This is a genomic window from Mesorhizobium sp. RSR380A (assembly GCF_054719385.1).
Window position 1 is genome coordinate 3,790,249 of sequence record NZ_JBTTIB010000001.1, and the last position, 14,720, is coordinate 3,804,968.

General features: G+C 62.4%; 13 protein-coding genes and 1 pseudogene. 10 read left to right on the forward strand and 4 right to left on the reverse strand.

The genetic code is table 11. The features are described 5' to 3' along the window. The first annotated feature begins 21 nt into the window (after positions 1-21). From ACYG9Z_RS18290 to ACYG9Z_RS18305, 4 genes and pseudogenes are all read left to right on the forward strand, one after another. Positions 22-2,241, forward strand: coding sequence for a 3-hydroxyacyl-CoA dehydrogenase NAD-binding domain-containing protein (locus ACYG9Z_RS18290; RefSeq protein ID WP_023751948.1), 2,220 nt, complete (start codon positions 22-24; stop codon positions 2,239-2,241). A 38-nt stretch (positions 2,242-2,279) separates the two neighbouring features. Beyond that, positions 2,280-2,409 (forward strand): annotated as a pseudogene (locus tag ACYG9Z_RS18295) (thioesterase family protein); the annotation flags it as partial. Positions 2,410-2,716: 307 nt separating this feature from the next. Continuing rightward, positions 2,717-3,367 carry a S24 family peptidase gene (locus tag ACYG9Z_RS18300; RefSeq protein ID WP_023751951.1) on the forward strand — a complete coding sequence of 217 codons (651 nt, stop codon included), beginning with the start codon at positions 2,717-2,719 and terminating at the stop codon, positions 3,365-3,367. A gap of 8 nt (positions 3,368-3,375) precedes the next feature. Beyond that, complete coding sequence (locus ACYG9Z_RS18305; protein ID WP_023681958.1) at positions 3,376-4,248, forward strand: thermonuclease family protein; 873 nt, start codon at positions 3,376-3,378, stop codon at positions 4,246-4,248. Here the strand turns inward: ACYG9Z_RS18305 and ACYG9Z_RS18310 are convergent. Beyond that, positions 4,211-5,860: a lysine--tRNA ligase gene (locus tag ACYG9Z_RS18310; RefSeq protein WP_023732412.1), complete on the reverse strand. Its 1,650-nt coding sequence runs from the start codon at positions 5,858-5,860 to the stop codon at positions 4,211-4,213. The two genes, ACYG9Z_RS18305 and ACYG9Z_RS18310, sit on opposite strands and share 38 nt — an antisense overlap. Before the next feature lie 156 nt (positions 5,861-6,016). Between ACYG9Z_RS18310 and ACYG9Z_RS18315 the strand changes: the two genes are divergently transcribed. Then, a complete protein-coding gene (locus ACYG9Z_RS18315; RefSeq protein WP_023688697.1) occupies positions 6,017-6,430 on the forward strand; it encodes a tellurite resistance TerB family protein in 414 nt (137 codons plus the stop codon). A 59-nt stretch (positions 6,431-6,489) separates the two neighbouring features. On the opposite strand, the gene ACYG9Z_RS18320 is transcribed toward ACYG9Z_RS18315, so the two are convergent. Beyond that, on the reverse strand, positions 6,490-7,305 hold the full coding sequence (locus tag ACYG9Z_RS18320) for a transporter substrate-binding domain-containing protein (protein WP_050586840.1): 816 nt from the start codon (positions 7,303-7,305) through the stop codon (positions 6,490-6,492). Positions 7,306-7,601: 296 nt separating this feature from the next. Between ACYG9Z_RS18320 and ACYG9Z_RS18325 the strand changes: the two genes are divergently transcribed. Continuing rightward, positions 7,602-8,333, forward strand: a complete 732-nt coding sequence (locus ACYG9Z_RS18325; protein WP_023669621.1) for a helix-turn-helix transcriptional regulator — start codon at positions 7,602-7,604, stop codon at positions 8,331-8,333. A 275-nt stretch (positions 8,334-8,608) separates the two neighbouring features. Then, positions 8,609-9,247, forward strand: a complete 639-nt coding sequence (locus tag ACYG9Z_RS18330; protein WP_023681954.1) for an acyl-homoserine-lactone synthase — start codon at positions 8,609-8,611, stop codon at positions 9,245-9,247. Positions 9,248-9,448: 201 nt separating this feature from the next. Here ACYG9Z_RS18330 and ppk2 read toward each other — a convergent pair whose 3' ends face one another. Continuing rightward, positions 9,449-10,354, reverse strand: coding sequence for a polyphosphate kinase 2 (gene ppk2, locus ACYG9Z_RS18335; RefSeq protein ID WP_023711408.1), 906 nt, complete (start codon positions 10,352-10,354; stop codon positions 9,449-9,451). Between the two features lie 102 nt (positions 10,355-10,456). Here ppk2 and ACYG9Z_RS18340 point away from each other — a divergent pair, with 102 nt between their 5' ends. The 3 genes from ACYG9Z_RS18340 (at position 10,457) to ACYG9Z_RS18350 (ending at position 13,662) form a co-directional block, all read left to right on the forward strand. Beyond that, a complete protein-coding gene (locus tag ACYG9Z_RS18340; protein WP_023703441.1) occupies positions 10,457-11,722 on the forward strand; it encodes an ATP-binding protein in 1,266 nt (421 codons plus the stop codon). 115 nt (positions 11,723-11,837) lie between these two features. Then, positions 11,838-12,560 (forward strand): phosphate signaling complex protein PhoU, encoded by a 723-nt coding sequence (gene phoU / locus ACYG9Z_RS18345; RefSeq protein ID WP_023681951.1) that lies wholly within the window; start codon positions 11,838-11,840, stop codon positions 12,558-12,560. 94 nt (positions 12,561-12,654) lie between these two features. After that, entirely contained in the window at positions 12,655-13,662 is a 1,008-nt protein-coding gene (locus ACYG9Z_RS18350) for a magnesium and cobalt transport protein CorA (protein ID WP_023669626.1), read from the forward strand. 209 nt (positions 13,663-13,871) lie between these two features. Here ACYG9Z_RS18350 and ACYG9Z_RS18355 read toward each other — a convergent pair whose 3' ends face one another. Continuing rightward, on the reverse strand, positions 13,872-14,390 hold the full coding sequence (locus tag ACYG9Z_RS18355) for a GcrA family cell cycle regulator (RefSeq protein WP_023669627.1): 519 nt from the start codon (positions 14,388-14,390) through the stop codon (positions 13,872-13,874). Between the last annotated feature and the right edge of the window lie 330 nt (positions 14,391-14,720).

Sequence of the window (14,720 nt, forward strand, 5' to 3'; positions counted from 1 at the left end):
TTCGGCCGGAAGGAGAGAGACATGACTTATACAAACTTCACGGTCGACACCGACGCAGACGGCATCGCGCTGGTCACCTGGAACATGCCGGACCGCTCGATGAACGTCTTCACCGAAGAGGTGATGAACGAGCTCGAGAAGATCATCGACCAGGTGGTGGCCGACGCCGCCATCAAGGGCGCGGTGATCACCTCGGGAAAGGACAGCTTCTCCGGCGGCGCCGACCTGACCATGCTGCAGAAGATGCTGGCCGTATTTGCCAAGGAGAAGACCAAGGACCCGGAGAAGGCGGCACAGCTTTTGTTCGACAATGCCGGCCGCATGGGTGGCTTGTGGCGCAAGCTCGAAACGTCGGGCAAGCCTTGGGTCTCGGCGATCAACGGCACCTGCATGGGTGGCGCGTTCGAGCTGTCGCTGGCCTGTCATGGCCGCGTTGCCGCTGACTCCGAAAAGGTCAAGATGGCCTTGCCGGAAGTCAAGGTCGGCATCTTCCCCGGCGCCGGTGGCACCCAACGCGTGCCGCGCCTGACCGACCAGCAGCAGGCGTTGCAGATGCTGACCACCGGCCAGACGCTGTCGCCGCAGAAAGCCAAGGCGATGGGGCTGATCCACGAGGTCGCCGAACCCGGCAAGCTGATCGAGACCGCCAAGGCGATGATCAGGAACGGCCTGAAAGCCGTCCAGCCCTGGGACGAGAAGGGCTTCAAGCTGCCTGGCGGCCAAATCTATACGCCGGCCGGCTTCAATCTGTGGCCGCCGGCCATCGCCATCCTGCGCCGCGAGACCTACGGCAATTATCCGGCCGCCGCGGCGATCCTGAAATGCGTCTATGAAGGCCTGCTGGTGCCGTTCGACACCGGTCTGCGGATCGAACAGCGCTATTTCACCGAAATCATGCAGTCGAAGGAAGCAGCAGCGATGATCCGCTCGCTGTTCGTCTCGCTGCAGGAGCTCAACAAGGGCGCCCGCCGCCCGGCCGGCGTGCCGGAGACCAAGTTCAAGAAGATCGGTATTCTCGGCGCCGGCTTCATGGGCGCCGGCATCGCCTTTGTCACCGCCAAGGCTGGCATCCCGGTCGTCCTGCTCGACCGCGACATGGCGTCGGCCGAAAAGGGCAAGACGCATTCCGACAGCCTGATCTCCGATCAGGTCAAGAAGGGCCGCGTCAAGCCCGAGGAGAAGGACAGACTTCTGTCGCTGATCACGCCGTCGACCGACTATGCCGATCTCGCCGGCTGCGATCTGGTGGTCGAGGCGGTGTTCGAGGATTCGGCCGTCAAGAAGGCTGCCACCGAGCAGGCCGAAGCCGTGCTGAAATCGTCGGCGATCTTCGCCTCCAACACCTCGACCATCCCGATCACCGCACTGGCCAAGAATTCGGCGCGGCCGAAGAATTTCGTCGGTATCCACTTCTTCTCGCCGGTCGACAAGATGATGCTGGTCGAGATCATTTTGGGCAAGAAGACCGGCGACAGGGCGCTGGCCACCGCGATCGATTTCGTGCGCGCCATCAAGAAGACGCCGATCGTCGTCAACGACACGCGCGGCTTCTACGTCAACCGCTGCGTGCTGCGCTACATGTCGGAAGCCTACAAGATGCTGATCGAAGGCATTCCGGCGCCGATGATCGAGAACGCCGCCAAGGCCGCCGGCATGCCGGTCGGCCCGCTGGCGCTGACCGACGAGACGGCGATCGACCTTGCCCAGAAGATCATGAAGCAGACCGTCAGGGATCTCGGAGACAAGTCTGTCGACCCCAGGCAGATGGCGCTGATCAACACGCTGGTCGACACCCATGGCCGCTTCGGCCGCAAGAACGGCAAGGGTTTTTACGACTATCCGGCCAAGCCTGCCAAGAAGAAGCTGTGGCCGGGGCTGAAGGACCTCTACCCGCAGCTGAAGGCCGAGAAGGTAGATTATGAGGAGCTGCAGCAGCGCCTGCTGGTAACCATTGCGCTGGAAGCGGCCCGGGTGATGGAGGAAGGCATCGTCACCGATCCGCGCGAGGCCGATGTCGGCTCGATCCTCGCCTTCGGTTTCGCGCCATTCACCGGCGGCGCGCTGTCCTATATCGACGGCATCGGCGCCAGGGAGTTCGTCAGAATAGCCAAAGGCCTGCAGAAGAAATACGGCGCCGAGTTCAAGGCGCCAAAGCTGCTGCTCGACCTGGCCGAGAAGGGCGAGACCTTCTACCAGCGCTTCGATCCCTATGCGAAAGGCGAGGTGAAGAAGGCCGCTTGAGCTAGCGCCCCATGTACGTCTGAGGGCGCCTTGCGCGCATGATGGCCACGGCAAGGCGCCGTGGCCTTACGCGGTCGGCAGCGAAAGCCGCCTGGCTTTTCGCTGCCTGCCGACATCGACTTCAACCTCCATCTCAACAACGCCCGCTACATGATGCTCGCCGACCTCGCGCATGACCCCGAAAATCGGAATCGATTCTCGGAAAGGATCATGCGCCAAATCACAATGCTACAGCGTCCTTGGCTCGTCCAATAGGACGCTTGCCCGCTCCGTTCAACCGCGGCCGCCGACCGAGGCCGAGCGGGTTTTCATGACCTCCCACCAGGGATGCGCAGCCTTGCCAAGGCAGTTTGAGGCATCCATGACGACTTCGCCGCACACAGCTTTTTGAGAGATCGGGCCGCGCGCCGGTGGACAATCGGATGACCGCGCGTTAGAAGGAAAAGGTATTTTTTCCTGTTTTGAGGAGAGCGAATTGCTCTCGCATGACCGAGTTTGGGCAGCCATCGACGCTCTCGCCGAGCGCTATTCGTTGTCGGCCTCCGGCCTGGCCCGGCGAGCCGGTCTGGACTCCACCGCTTTCAACAAGTCGAAGCGGCTGTCCTCGGATGGGCGGCCGCGCTGGCCGTCGACCGAATCGCTGGCCAAGATCATCGAGGCGACCGGCGCTTCGCTCGACGAATTCACCGGGCTGGTCGAAGGCCGCGCCGGGACAGCTTCGGGCTCGTTAGCCCCGCAGCGTTCGGCGGTGCCGCTGCTCGGCTTTGCCCAGGCCGGCGCCGGCGGCTTCTTCGATGATGCCGGCTATCCCTCCGGCCAGGGCTGGGACCTTGTCGAGCTTCCGGCGCGGGCAACCGAAACCTCCTATGCGTTGAAGGTGCAGGGCGATTCCATGCTGCCGCTGTACCGCAATGGCGATGTGCTGATCGTCGAGCCGGGCGCCGTTACCCGCAAGGGCGACCGCGTCGTCGTCAAGACCAATGCCGGCGAGGTTATGGCCAAGGTGCTGGACCGCCAGACGACGAAATCGATCGTGCTGATCTCGCTCAACCCCGACCACCCGGACCGCGACATCGCGATGCGCGATGTCGAATGGGTGGCGCGGATCGTCTGGGCAAGCCAGTAGGTCTCGCGGTGCGTCTGCTTCAAATCCTCATAGCCCTCCTGGCGATCCCGGTGATGGTCGCCATTGTCGTCGCCGGCGGTCGCGCGCTGCATCGCGAAAGCACCGCCATCACCGTCGACCAGATCGACCCGGACACCGAGGCCGTGCCCGAGGAGCCGGCGACGTCGGCGATCCCCGAGGTCCGGCCCGTCAAGCCTCCGATGCACTCGCCTCAGGTGCATTCGAGGGCGATCGATCCCGAGGCCATCGCTCCGCCGCCGCTGCCGGTAGAAGAACTTGAACGGGTTGAGCCACGCGCGCCGCTGAGCGACCTGGCGCTGGCCGGGCCGCCCAAGCCGCGTGGGCGCAGAGCGGTCGACGACTGGGGAGGAACAAAACTGTTCCAGCCGGTCGCGGCCGCCGCCGGCCTGATCGAAGCCAATGGTTATTCCGTGACGGTCTCCGGCATCGACATCGTCAGGCAAGACGAGACCTGCACCGAGGGCGGCAAGTCCTGGGCTTGCGGTATCAGGGCGCGCACCGCGTTCCGGTCTTTCCTGCGCGGCCGGGCCGTTGCCTGCAAGGTGCCGCCGGAGGCCGACCGTGCGCTGATCGCCGCCGAATGCCGCATCGGCAAGCTGGATGTCGGCCAGTGGCTGGTCGAAAACGGCTGGGCGCGCGCCACGGCAGCCGGCCCCTATGTCGAAGCGGGCGACAAGGCGCGCGCCGCCAAGAAGGGCGTCTTCGGCGCCGCGCCCGATCTTGGCGGCCTGCCACCGGCGCCAACGCCTGTTGTGGCACCGACGGCGTCGCAACCGATCCTCGATGCCCCGGCGATAGACACGCCGCCGGCCGGGACGGAAATTACGCCGCCAGCTGACCAGCCAGCGCCCGCTCAATGAGCGCGCGGGTTTCGGCGATGCCGTAGAGGGCTGCGAACGAACCGAAGCGCGGTCCGCGTTCCTGGCCGATCAGCACCTGGTAGATCATCTGGAAGAAAGCGCCCGAGACACCAGGGCCGCCGTCCGGGCTCTTCTTCGAATGGTCCTGATAGCGTTCGATCTTGCGCGCCACGTTGAGCGAAGCGTTCTGGATCGCTTCGCCGTCGGCGCCGGCCGGCAGGCCAGCAAGCGCGTTGCCAAGCGCTTCCAGCGCCACGCGTTCGACATCGTCGGCCGGCCGGAAGGTCTTCGTCGGCTTCACGAAATCGTCGAAGTAGCGGATGGCGAAACCGACCAGCTGGTCGAGTTCGGGATGCGTCGCTGGCGTCACGCCAGATGCATGGCGCGAGATGAAGCCCCACAGCACATCCTTGTTTTGCGCGTTGGAGGCGCTGACCAGGTTGAGCAGCAGCGAGAACGGCACCGGCATGTCGATGGAAGGCGGCTTGCCGTCATGCATGTGCCAGACCGGATTGCCCAGCCGCTCCTTCCAGTCCTGGCGCGGATAGGCGTTGAGGAAGGTGTAGTACTCGTCGACGGCGCGTGGGATGACGTCGAAATAGAGCTTTTTCGCCTGCCTTGGCCGCTGATACATATAGAGGCCGAGGCTTTCGGTCGGCGCGTAGCGCAGCCATTCGTCGATGGTCAGCCCGTTGCCCTTCGACTTCGAGATCTTCTGGCCGTTCTCGTCCAGGAACAGTTCGTAGACGAAATGCTCGGGCGCGCGCCCGCCGAGAATGTTGCAGATGCGGTCGTAGATCACCGCGTTCGTCTGGTGGTCCTTGCCGAACATTTCGAAATCGACGCCGAGCGCTGCCCAGCGCATGCCGAAATCCGGCTTCCACTGCAGCTTGACCTTCCCGCCGGTCACCGAAAGCGTGGTCTCGGTGCCCTCATCGTCGAAGGTGATGTTGCCGGCCTTGGCGTCGACATGCTTCATCGGCACGTAGAGCACGCGCCCGCTCTTCGGCGAGATCGGCAGGAACGGGCTGTAGGTTGCCTGCCGCTCCGGCCCCAGCGTCGGCAGCATCACCGCCATGATCTGCTCATAGCGCTCGGCGGCGCGCACCAGCATCGCATCGAAGCGGCCGGCCTTGTAGTACTGCGTGGCGCTGGCGAATTCGTAGTCGAAGCCGAACGTGTCGAGGAAGCGGCACAGCATCGCGTTGTTGTGGTCGCCAAAGCTCGGATAGTCGCCGCCGAACGGATTGGGCACCGCCGACAGGGGCATATGCAGATAGGGCTCGAGCGCTGCGCGATCCGGCACATTGTCGGGGATTTTGCGCATGCCGTCCATATCGTCGGAGAAGCAGAGCAGCTTGGTCTTGACCTTGTTCCCGGTCAGCACGTGAAAGGCATGGCGCACCATCGAGGTGCGCGCGACCTCGCCGAACGTGCCGATATGCGGCAGGCCCGACGGGCCGTAGCCGGTCTCGAACAGGACGATCTCCGGGAAGTCGCCGCCCTTGTAGCGCTCGATGATCTTTTTGGCTTCCTCGAACGGCCAGGCCTTGCTTTCGGCGGCTGCCGCAAGCATTTCGGGGTTGAGATCGGCGATGTTTGATCCCGTCATGTCAAAGTTCCAGTCATGGCCGGCTTTCGCGGCTGGTAAGATTTTTCAACCGGGTCTCTAGGCGCGACAGGGCGGAGCGTCAACGATATCAGGCGTTTTCGTTGCGACGGCGCCGTGGCGTCCCTACCTTCGACCCTCACTATCAAGGAGTTTTGAATGCCGTTGCCGTCCACCCATGAAGCCCTGATCTACCTGATGGTCATCACCTCGGCTTCCGATCGCGACATGACCGATATCGAACTGGCGCGCATCGGCGACGTCGTCCGCAGCTGGCCGGTGTTCGAGGATTTCAAGCAGGACAGGCTGATCGCCATTGCGCAGGACTGCCAGAAGATGCTGCATGAAAAGGATGGGTTGGAAGGCGTGCTCGAGCGTGTCGCCGAGACTTTGCCCGAACGGCTGCACGACACCGCCTATGCCGCGGCCTTCGAGGTTGCCGCCGTCGATCTAGAAATGCGCATGGAGGAATTGCGGGTGCTGCAGTTGATCCGGCGTGAGCTCGATCTCGACACGCTGACCGCCGCAGCCATCGCGCGCGGGGCGAAGGCCCGCCTGCGCACGCTGACCTGATCCAGCCCCTAAAGGAAGCTGACCGGGACCGGATCAGAAAAAGCTGACCGGGAACCGGATCAGAAGAAACTGACCGGGAAATAGCGCAGGTAGAATTCGGCGAAGGTGCCTTTCACCGATATCTCCTGCAGCGCGTAGTCCATGGCTGCGGCCAGCGCTGGGTCGCTGGCCCGGGTGGCAATGGTCATGCCGGACCCCAGATATTCCGGCGCCAGGTAGGGTCCACCGGCGAAGCGGCAGCAACCGGCGGCGTCCGTGCCGCCCAGCCAGAAGGAAAAGCGCATGCCGTCGCCGAAGGCGGCATCGATCTTGGCGCTCTTCAAGTCGCTGTAGAGGTCTTCCGGCCGTTGAAAGCGGATGATCTGCACGGTGCCGAAATAATCGCGCAGCATCTTTTCATGCGCCGAGCCGGCCAGCACGCCGACCCGCTTCGAGCGCAATTTGTCGAGGATCGGCTCGGCGAAGGCCTTGGTCTTCGGCATGATGAAGCGCGCCGGAAACTGTAGATAGGAGCGCGAAAAGCTGTACTTCGCCCGCGTCTCCGGCGTTGCGGCGATGCCGGCGATGATCGCCTCGCCTTCGCCCTTCTGCAACGCGTCGTCGAGTTCGGCCCAGGGCAGCGCCTGGATCTGGCATTTGTCGGCGATGTCGAGTTCGGCGCAAATCGCCCGCGCCAGGTCGATGTGGAAGCCGGACAGTCGGCCCGTGCCGTCGAGAAAATTGAAGGGCGGGAAATCGGTTGTGGTGAGGAACCTGAGCCTCGGCAGCGCCGCAAGGTCCGGCTTCGGCAGCCGCTCCTTGGCATCCCAAAGCACCGGCACCTGCGGTTCCGCTGCCCGCACAGCGCCGGCAAACGGCTGCACTCCGATCAGCATCGACAGCAAGGCGATGGTTATCCAGCGTGATGTCACAAAAAACTCCGCCCGTCTTGGCCGTTGGCTTGTGATACGAAAACGGCGCAGGCACAATTGTTTTTGATTTCAAAGGGCAAATTTCGGGTTATGCTTTGGCGAGGTTGCAAATAGCCGCACAGAGTCGGCCCGGGGTTGGCGGTCGCTGGCGTTAGAAAAGCTAAGGATGTGGCTTTGCAATCCGGGGTTGATGGCTAAGTGCGGGGCAGGCACGTAGCATCGGTCTCAAGAGCGGTAGGCAACATGGGGTAGATGTTGCGATGGGTTATTTTGACCGGACACTTGAATATATTGACCGGGTGCAGCGTGCCGACACGTCGGCTGCGGTGTGCGAGCAGCTACTTAGTGTCACCTCGAATTTCGGATTGACGGCCCTGATAGCCGCAACGGTGCCGCAGCCCGGTACACCAAGCAGCCAGACGAAGGACCATGTGCTGCTCTGCGATTGGCCTAGCGAATGGCTGGAGCGTTACTTATCGCGCAACTACGTCGACCACGATCCGGTCGTCAGCCATTTGAAGCAGTTTCGGGCGCCATTCCAATGGCGCGATGCCGTTCAAAGCATGCCCGCCGACAAGAGCAGCGCCGAGGTAATGCGCGACGCCCGCCAGTTCAAGCTGCGTGACGGCCTCGCCTTCCCGCTGATCACGCTCGAAGGCCAGATCGCGCTGGTCTCGCTGGGCGGTGAGGCGGTCGAACTGTCCGAAGCCGAATTCGCAATGGTCTCGCTGGCCTCCACCTATGCCATCGGCCGCGCCATGCAGCTTCAAACGACGGCCGGCAAATCTATCGATCACATTGAATTGACGCCGCGCGAGCGCGAATGCCTGCAATGGGCGGCGGTCGGAAAATCCGAGTGGGAGATTTCGCAGATCCTCGGCATCTCGGAGCATACCTCTGAGAAACACCTTCTCAACGCCAAGAGCAAACTAGGCGCCGCCAACCGTGTGCAGGCAGTCGCCGAAGCAGTCAGGCACGGCTATATCAGCTAGGCCGGTTCTGGCGGCCCGAAATTTATGGCCGCATTGTTGGCGTCATATCTTCAGAAAAGATCGGCCCCTGTCGTCCTCTTGAGACGGCTAATGCTTTCTTAACGCCAAAAGCAGACTCGGCGTCGCCAACAGGGTGCACGCCATCGCGGAGGCGTTTAGACGCAGCTATATTAGCCATGTCGGCTGTGGCAGCCTGGAAATCCTTGCCAACACCTTCGCGCAATTTTTTCGGGAAAGCCCGGCCGTATCTTCCTCTTAAGCCCAGGAGACGGCTAATGCTATTTTCCCTTACCACTCAACAACTGATGGAACGTCCCGACCTATGGGAGGCCGTCCATCGCCTGCGTTACAAGGTCTTCGTCGATGAGATGCGGTGGACCGATCTCGATCGCCCGGACGGCCTCGAAATCGATCAATTCGACCATGATGAGGCCGAACACCACCTTGTCATACGCAATGGCGAGCTTGCAGGCTATCATCGGATGCTGCCGACCACACGGCCGCATCTCCTTAGCGATGTGATGCCGGAACTCTGCGAGGGAAAGCGCCCTTCGGGACCGAATGTCTGGGAGCTAACCCGTTACGCGGTGGCGCCAGGCTTTCGCGATGGCAAGCGCGGCGTGTCTACGGTCGGCACCGAACTGATCGCCGGCTTCGTCGAATGGGGCCTTGCTCGCAATGTCGATCAGGTCATTATCGAGGTCGAGCCGGTGTGGGTGCTGCGGACGCTGCAGTTGCACTTCCTGGCGACGCCGCTCGGGTACCAGCGCACCTATGGCAACCAGCAGGTCGTCGCCACACTGCTGACCTTCAACGAGCATACGCTGGATGTCGTGCGTTCGCGCCGCAACCATCACGCCCCGGTGTTGGCCAGGGGCACCCCCCACATGCTCGGCATGCGGCAGGCGTCGTGAGACTGTCTTCACCCGACGCGCTTTAATGCATGTCGCTCAAAGTGGCCCCGGTTTTGAGAGAACGACATGCATGAAACAAAGACCTAAAGCGCGTCGCGTGAATCCGTTCAAATGCGATGCGCTTTAGACAATGGCCACAGAGCCCACCTCCGTGTGGGGGTGGGCTCTGTAATTTCAGCCTCTGCCTATCGAGGCCAGTCTCTACTTCTCGAGAAACGACGGCCCTTCGCCGACGATCTTTTTGTCTTCCTTGCCGATGGCGTCGAGATCGCGCCCATCATAGGGCAGTGACAACAGGATGCGCCGCATGACGGCCAGCCGCGAGCGTCGCTTGTCATTGGCCCGCACGATGATCCAGGGCGCGAACTGCTTGTGCGTGCGCTCGACCATCTGGTCGCGCGCCTTGGTGTAGTCGTCCCATTTGGTGATGCCGGCAATATCGATCGGCGAGAACTTCCAGTTCTTCAGCGGAGACCAGCGGCGGTCGTGAAACCGTTCGAGCTGGGTTTCGCGGCCGATGTTGAGCCAGAATTTGAAGAAATAGATGCCGTCGTTGGAGATCATCCGCTCGAAATGCGGCGTCTCGTCGAGGAATTTTGCATGCTGTTCCGGTGTGCAGAAGCCCATCACCGGCTCGACGCCGCCGCGGTTGTACCAGGACCGGTCGAAGGTGACGAATTCGCCCGATGTCGGGAAATGGGCGACGTAGCGCTGGTAGTACCATTGCCCGACTTCGGTTGGGGTCGGCTTGGTCAGCGCCACATTGCGCGCGGTTCGAGGATTGAGATACTGGCGCAGCACCGAGATGGTGCCGCCCTTGCCGGCGGCATCGCGCCCCTCGAACAGCGACATCAGTCTGCTGCCGGTCGCCTGCAGCCAGGCCTGCGCCTTGACCAGTTCGATCTGCAGCCGCTCCAGCGTCTCGTCATACTCCTCGGTCTTCATTTTCTTGTCGTAGGGGTAGTCGCCTGCGGTCAGTTTGTGGTCCTCGATCCAGCTGGGAAGCTCGGGGTTTTCGATGTCGAACTCCCGCTCCTTGCCGTCCACCTTGATCTTCAGCGGCCCCTCTGCCGGCTCTGCGGCGGGACTTTCCTTGGCTTTTTTCATCGAGACGAACCTTTCCAGCTTGCGGACTCATGCTATGGGGGGCCTCAAACCCGGTCCAGCGGAAGTTTCGGCGGGACCGGCGCAGAAGCACGGAAAGCACGAATGGCTGACACCGGCGCAGAGCGGACAACCACGGGGCAGGCCGTCGCCGGCCGGCTGTGGAACAGCCGATGGCTGCTTGCCGCCGGTGCGATCGCCATCATGGCCGTTTATGGGTTTGCCGGTATCTCCGCCTATGTCATCCTGGCTGCGTTGACGGTGCTGCTGGCCGCCGCGCTTCTGCCAACCGGTGGCGCCAGCCGGTCTGCTGAGACCATTGCCACGGTCGAGGCGAGCGGGCTACAGCGGCTTTCCGGCGAATATCTTGCGGCTGCCGTTGCCGATCCGCTGATCATCTTCGACCGCACCGCCACCATCGTCCACGCCAATGCCGCCGCCTATGCCGCCTTTGGCGGCATCGCGCCCGGCCTGTCGCTGTCGCTGAAATTCCGCGCCCCGGAAATGCAGGCATTGCTGGACGGCGTACTGTCGGGAGCCGTCGCCTCCGATGCCGTCGACTACACCGAGAAGCTGCCGGTGGAACGCGCCTACCGGGTCAGCGCGTCCTCGGTCGGCCACGCCACCGATCTCTATGTGCTGGTATTCAAGGACCAGAGTGAGACGCGCCGCATCGACCGCATGCGCGCTGACTTCATAGCCAATGCCAGCCACGAGTTGCGCACCCCGCTTGCTTCGATCTCGGGCTTCATCGAGACGTTGCGCGGCCCGGCCCGCAACGATCCGGCGGCGCGCGAGCAGTTCCTGCAGATCATGCAGAACCAGACCGGCCGCATGGCGCGCCTCATCGACGATCTCCTGTCGCTGTCGAGGCTTGAAATGAAGCCTTACCTGAGGCCGGGAACCGAGGTCGATCTGCGCCAGACCATCGACAGCGTCATCGATTCACTGGGCCCGCTCGCCAGCGAGAACGGCGTCGTCATCGAACGCGACTACGCCGAGGGGCCGCTCGACGTGCCCGGAGACCGCGACGAGCTGTTCCAGGTATTCGAGAATCTCTTGGAAAACGCCTGCAAATACGGCCAGCCTGGCGGACGCGTCACGGTGTCGATCGCGCGGGGCGAGGCCGGCCCGGAACCGGGCATCGATGTCACCATCAGGGACTATGGCCCGGGCATCCCGGAAGAGCACATACCGCGCATTACCGAGCGCTTCTATCGCGTCGACGTGGAGAGCAGCCGCACGCAGAAAGGCACCGGTCTTGGCCTGTCCATCGTCAAGCATATTCTGACGCGCCACAACGCCCGGCTTTCGATCAAGTCGGAAGTTGGCAAGGGCGCGGCGTTCACGGTCCATTTGCCGGCAGGCTGAGGCGGTACTATCTGCTAACTGCCTGTTTCTTCTTTCTGTCATCCGGCTAGCGTATCAGCACAGGGTCGAGGAAAACGACTCAACAGGCCAAAGATTTAAGGAAGGCATTTCGCCCATGCAGTCCGTACACATTGTCAGCGCCTATGACGAAGAGCTGAAATACCTGGCGAAGCGCATCGCTGCGATGGGCGGCCATGCCGAGCGCATGGTCGAGCAGGCGATCCAGGCGCTGGTCAATGCCGATCCCGGCCTCGCCCAGAAGGTCATTCGTGACGACATCGTGCTTGACGATGGCCAGCGCGAAATCGACGACAAAGCCATCGTCATCATCGCCAAGCGCCAGCCCATGGCGACGGATCTGCGCGAGATCGTCGGCGCCATCCGCATTTCGGCCGACCTCGAACGGGTCGGTGACCTCGCCAAGAACGTCGCCAAGCGTGTGGTCAGCGTCATTGACGGACGCCAGCCGACCAGCCTGTTTCGCGGCCTCGAGGCGCTGGCCGAACTCGCTTTGACCCAGCTCAAGGAAGTGCTCGACGTCTATGCCTCGCGCTCGGTCGAGAAAATAGGCTTCGTTCGCGACCGCGACGACCAGATCGACGCCATGTACACCTCGCTGTTTCGCGAATTGCTGACCTACATGATGGAAGATCCGCGCAACATCACGCCGTGCACGCATCTGCTGTTCTGCGCCAAGAACATCGAGCGCATCGGCGACCACGCCACCAACATTGCCGAGACGATCTACTACATCGTCACCGGCGAGCAGTTGCCGGCCGAGCGTCCCAAGGGCGACAAGACCGACAAGATTGCCCTTCCGGCGCTGCCGGTGAAGTGATCGCGCTCCCCTCGAACGCTTAATCATATTGCGCTAAACTGCGCGGATGTTAGCGTCTCGGTTCCTGGCAAGGCCAGGCGCTCAGGAGGCTGCGATGGAATATGTCCGAGAGTTCAAGCCGGCGCCGGCATCGTCCGGCATCATCGCGTCGAGCGTCTACACCGCCGGCAAGCGCATCGCCGACATACCGATCGAGGAAGCCGGCGAATGGGCCAAGAAGTCGGGCCATGTCGTCTGGATCGGGCTGCTCGAACCCGACCGCGAGCTTCTGCTGCGCGTCAAGGCGCAATTCCATTTGCATGAACTGGCGATCGAAGACGCCGAACATCCGCACCAGCGGCCGAAGATCGAGCAATATGGCGATGCGCTGTTCATCGTTGCCCGCACTGCACAGCTGATCGACGGACGCGTCACCTTCGGCGAGACGCATCTGTTCGTCGGCTCAGGCTATATCGTCAGCGTCAGGCATGGTCCCTCGACCTCATACGCCGCCGTGCGCCAGCACTGGGAAAGCTGTCCGCACTCACTGGCCAAGGGCGAGGATTTCGTCCTCTACGCCATTCTCGACTTCATCGTCGACAACTACATGCCGGTGCTCGAGCAGATCGAGGACGAGGTCGAGGCGATCGAGGACAGGGTGCTGCTGAAGCCGATGACCGGTCCCGACATCGAGCGGCTCTATATGCTGCGCCGCGATCTGTTGCGCCTGCGCAATGCGGCGCTGCCGCTGGTCGAGGTCTGCCGCCGGCTGACCAGCGCCGACCTGCCGCAGATCCATACCGCCATGCATCCGCTGTTTCGCGATGTCACCGATCATATCCGCACCGTGCAGGAAAAGATCGACAGCCTGCGCGAGGTTCTGGCCTTCGCTTTCGAAGCCAGCCTGCTGGTCGGCCAGAGCCAGGAAACCGCGAACACCAAGAAGCTGGCCTCATGGGCCGCGATCCTGGCGGTGCCGACGGCGCTCGCCGGCATTTACGGCATGAATTTCGACGACATGCCGGAGCTGAAGATGCAATACGGCTATCCCGTCGTATTGGTCTCGATCGCGCTGATCTGCTCGTTTTTGTATTGGCGATTTCGGAAGAGTGGGTGGCTGTGATGGTAGGCAGTAGGCAGTAGGCAGTAGGCAGTAGGCAGTAGGCAGTAGGCAGTAGGCAGTAGGCAGTAGGCAGTAGGCAGTAGGCAGTAGGCAGTAGGCAGTAGGCAGTAGGCAGTAGGCAGTAGGCAGTAGGCAGTAGGCAGAATAAGGTAGCGCCTCACGAGCGCTACCCCATTCCCTACTGCCCAGTCCCCAATCCCTATTCCTAACTACCGGCTTCTGCGCCGCTCTGAAGCCGGCTGGAACGCCACCCTTGCGTGGTACTTGCAGTAAGGTCCGGTTTCGGCCGCCTCGTTGCCGCAGAAGTTGAAGTCTTCCGACAGCGGGTCGCCATTCGGCCATTTGCAGGTGCGCTCGGTGAGATCGGTGAGCTGCAGATGCCGCGAGATCGGCACGACGACGTTTTCGACCGGGCGGATGTAGTGGCGCGCCACTGGCTCGGCGTCGAACTGCGCCTGCAGCGCGTTCGCCCCGATCGACGTCGTGACATGGCGCTGCGTGGTTGCGGCGCGCGGCACCGATTTCTGGATCGAAGATCCCTGCGTTGTCTTCTTCTGACGCGCCGGCGTCGCGGTCGAGCGTCCGCGGCCCGACAGCTTCAGCCGGTGCACCTTGCCGATGACCGCGTTGCGGCTGACCCCGCCGAGTTGTGCGGCGATCTGGCTTGCGCTCAAGCCCTCCGACCACAGTTTCCTGAGAAGTTCGACCCGCTCGTCAGTCCAGTTCATGAGACCGCGCTCCTGCTAAGTGTGCGGCAGCCGGAATCCGTTCCCGACCCGGCAATCTTTGCCGGGGCAGACACCACATATATTAGGTGATTAGGTCCGCCGCACGAAATCTAGTTATTTCCCGACTACAATTACCTCATGTGTTGACTCGGTGACAAGAGTCCCAGGTGCAACACGAATCGGTTTTTTAGGTTTTCCCCAACTTGCCCGGTCGCTTATGAGCCGGCGTCTCGTCGGGAGCTGGCCACGCGCCTCTGCACGACGTTTTCGTTGACTTCATGGCCGAAAAACACGATAAGCCGCAAAGGCCGCCGCTTTGGCGGCTTTTTT

What these genes read in the sequence shown, in the direction of transcription:
- ACYG9Z_RS18290 (WP_023751948.1), top strand. Translation starts at nt 22, where the DNA reads ATGACTTATACAAACTTCACGGTCGACACCGACGCAGACGGCATCGCG.
- ACYG9Z_RS18310 (WP_023732412.1), bottom strand. Translation starts at nt 5,860, where the DNA reads ATGACGGGATCAAACATCGCCGATCTCAACCCCGAAATGCTTGCGGCA.
- ACYG9Z_RS18315 (WP_023688697.1), top strand. Translation starts at nt 6,017, where the DNA reads ATGCCGTTGCCGTCCACCCATGAAGCCCTGATCTACCTGATGGTCATC.
- ACYG9Z_RS18320 (WP_050586840.1), bottom strand. Translation starts at nt 7,305, where the DNA reads ATGCTGATCGGAGTGCAGCCGTTTGCCGGCGCTGTGCGGGCAGCGGAA.
- ACYG9Z_RS18325 (WP_023669621.1), top strand. Translation starts at nt 7,602, where the DNA reads ATGGGTTATTTTGACCGGACACTTGAATATATTGACCGGGTGCAGCGT.
- ACYG9Z_RS18330 (WP_023681954.1), top strand. Translation starts at nt 8,609, where the DNA reads ATGCTATTTTCCCTTACCACTCAACAACTGATGGAACGTCCCGACCTA.
- ppk2 (WP_023711408.1), bottom strand. Translation starts at nt 10,354, where the DNA reads ATGAAAAAAGCCAAGGAAAGTCCCGCCGCAGAGCCGGCAGAGGGGCCG.
- ACYG9Z_RS18340 (WP_023703441.1), top strand. Translation starts at nt 10,457, where the DNA reads ATGGCTGACACCGGCGCAGAGCGGACAACCACGGGGCAGGCCGTCGCC.
- phoU (WP_023681951.1), top strand. Translation starts at nt 11,838, where the DNA reads ATGCAGTCCGTACACATTGTCAGCGCCTATGACGAAGAGCTGAAATAC.
- ACYG9Z_RS18350 (WP_023669626.1), top strand. Translation starts at nt 12,655, where the DNA reads ATGGAATATGTCCGAGAGTTCAAGCCGGCGCCGGCATCGTCCGGCATC.
- ACYG9Z_RS18355 (WP_023669627.1), bottom strand. Translation starts at nt 14,390, where the DNA reads ATGAACTGGACTGACGAGCGGGTCGAACTTCTCAGGAAACTGTGGTCG.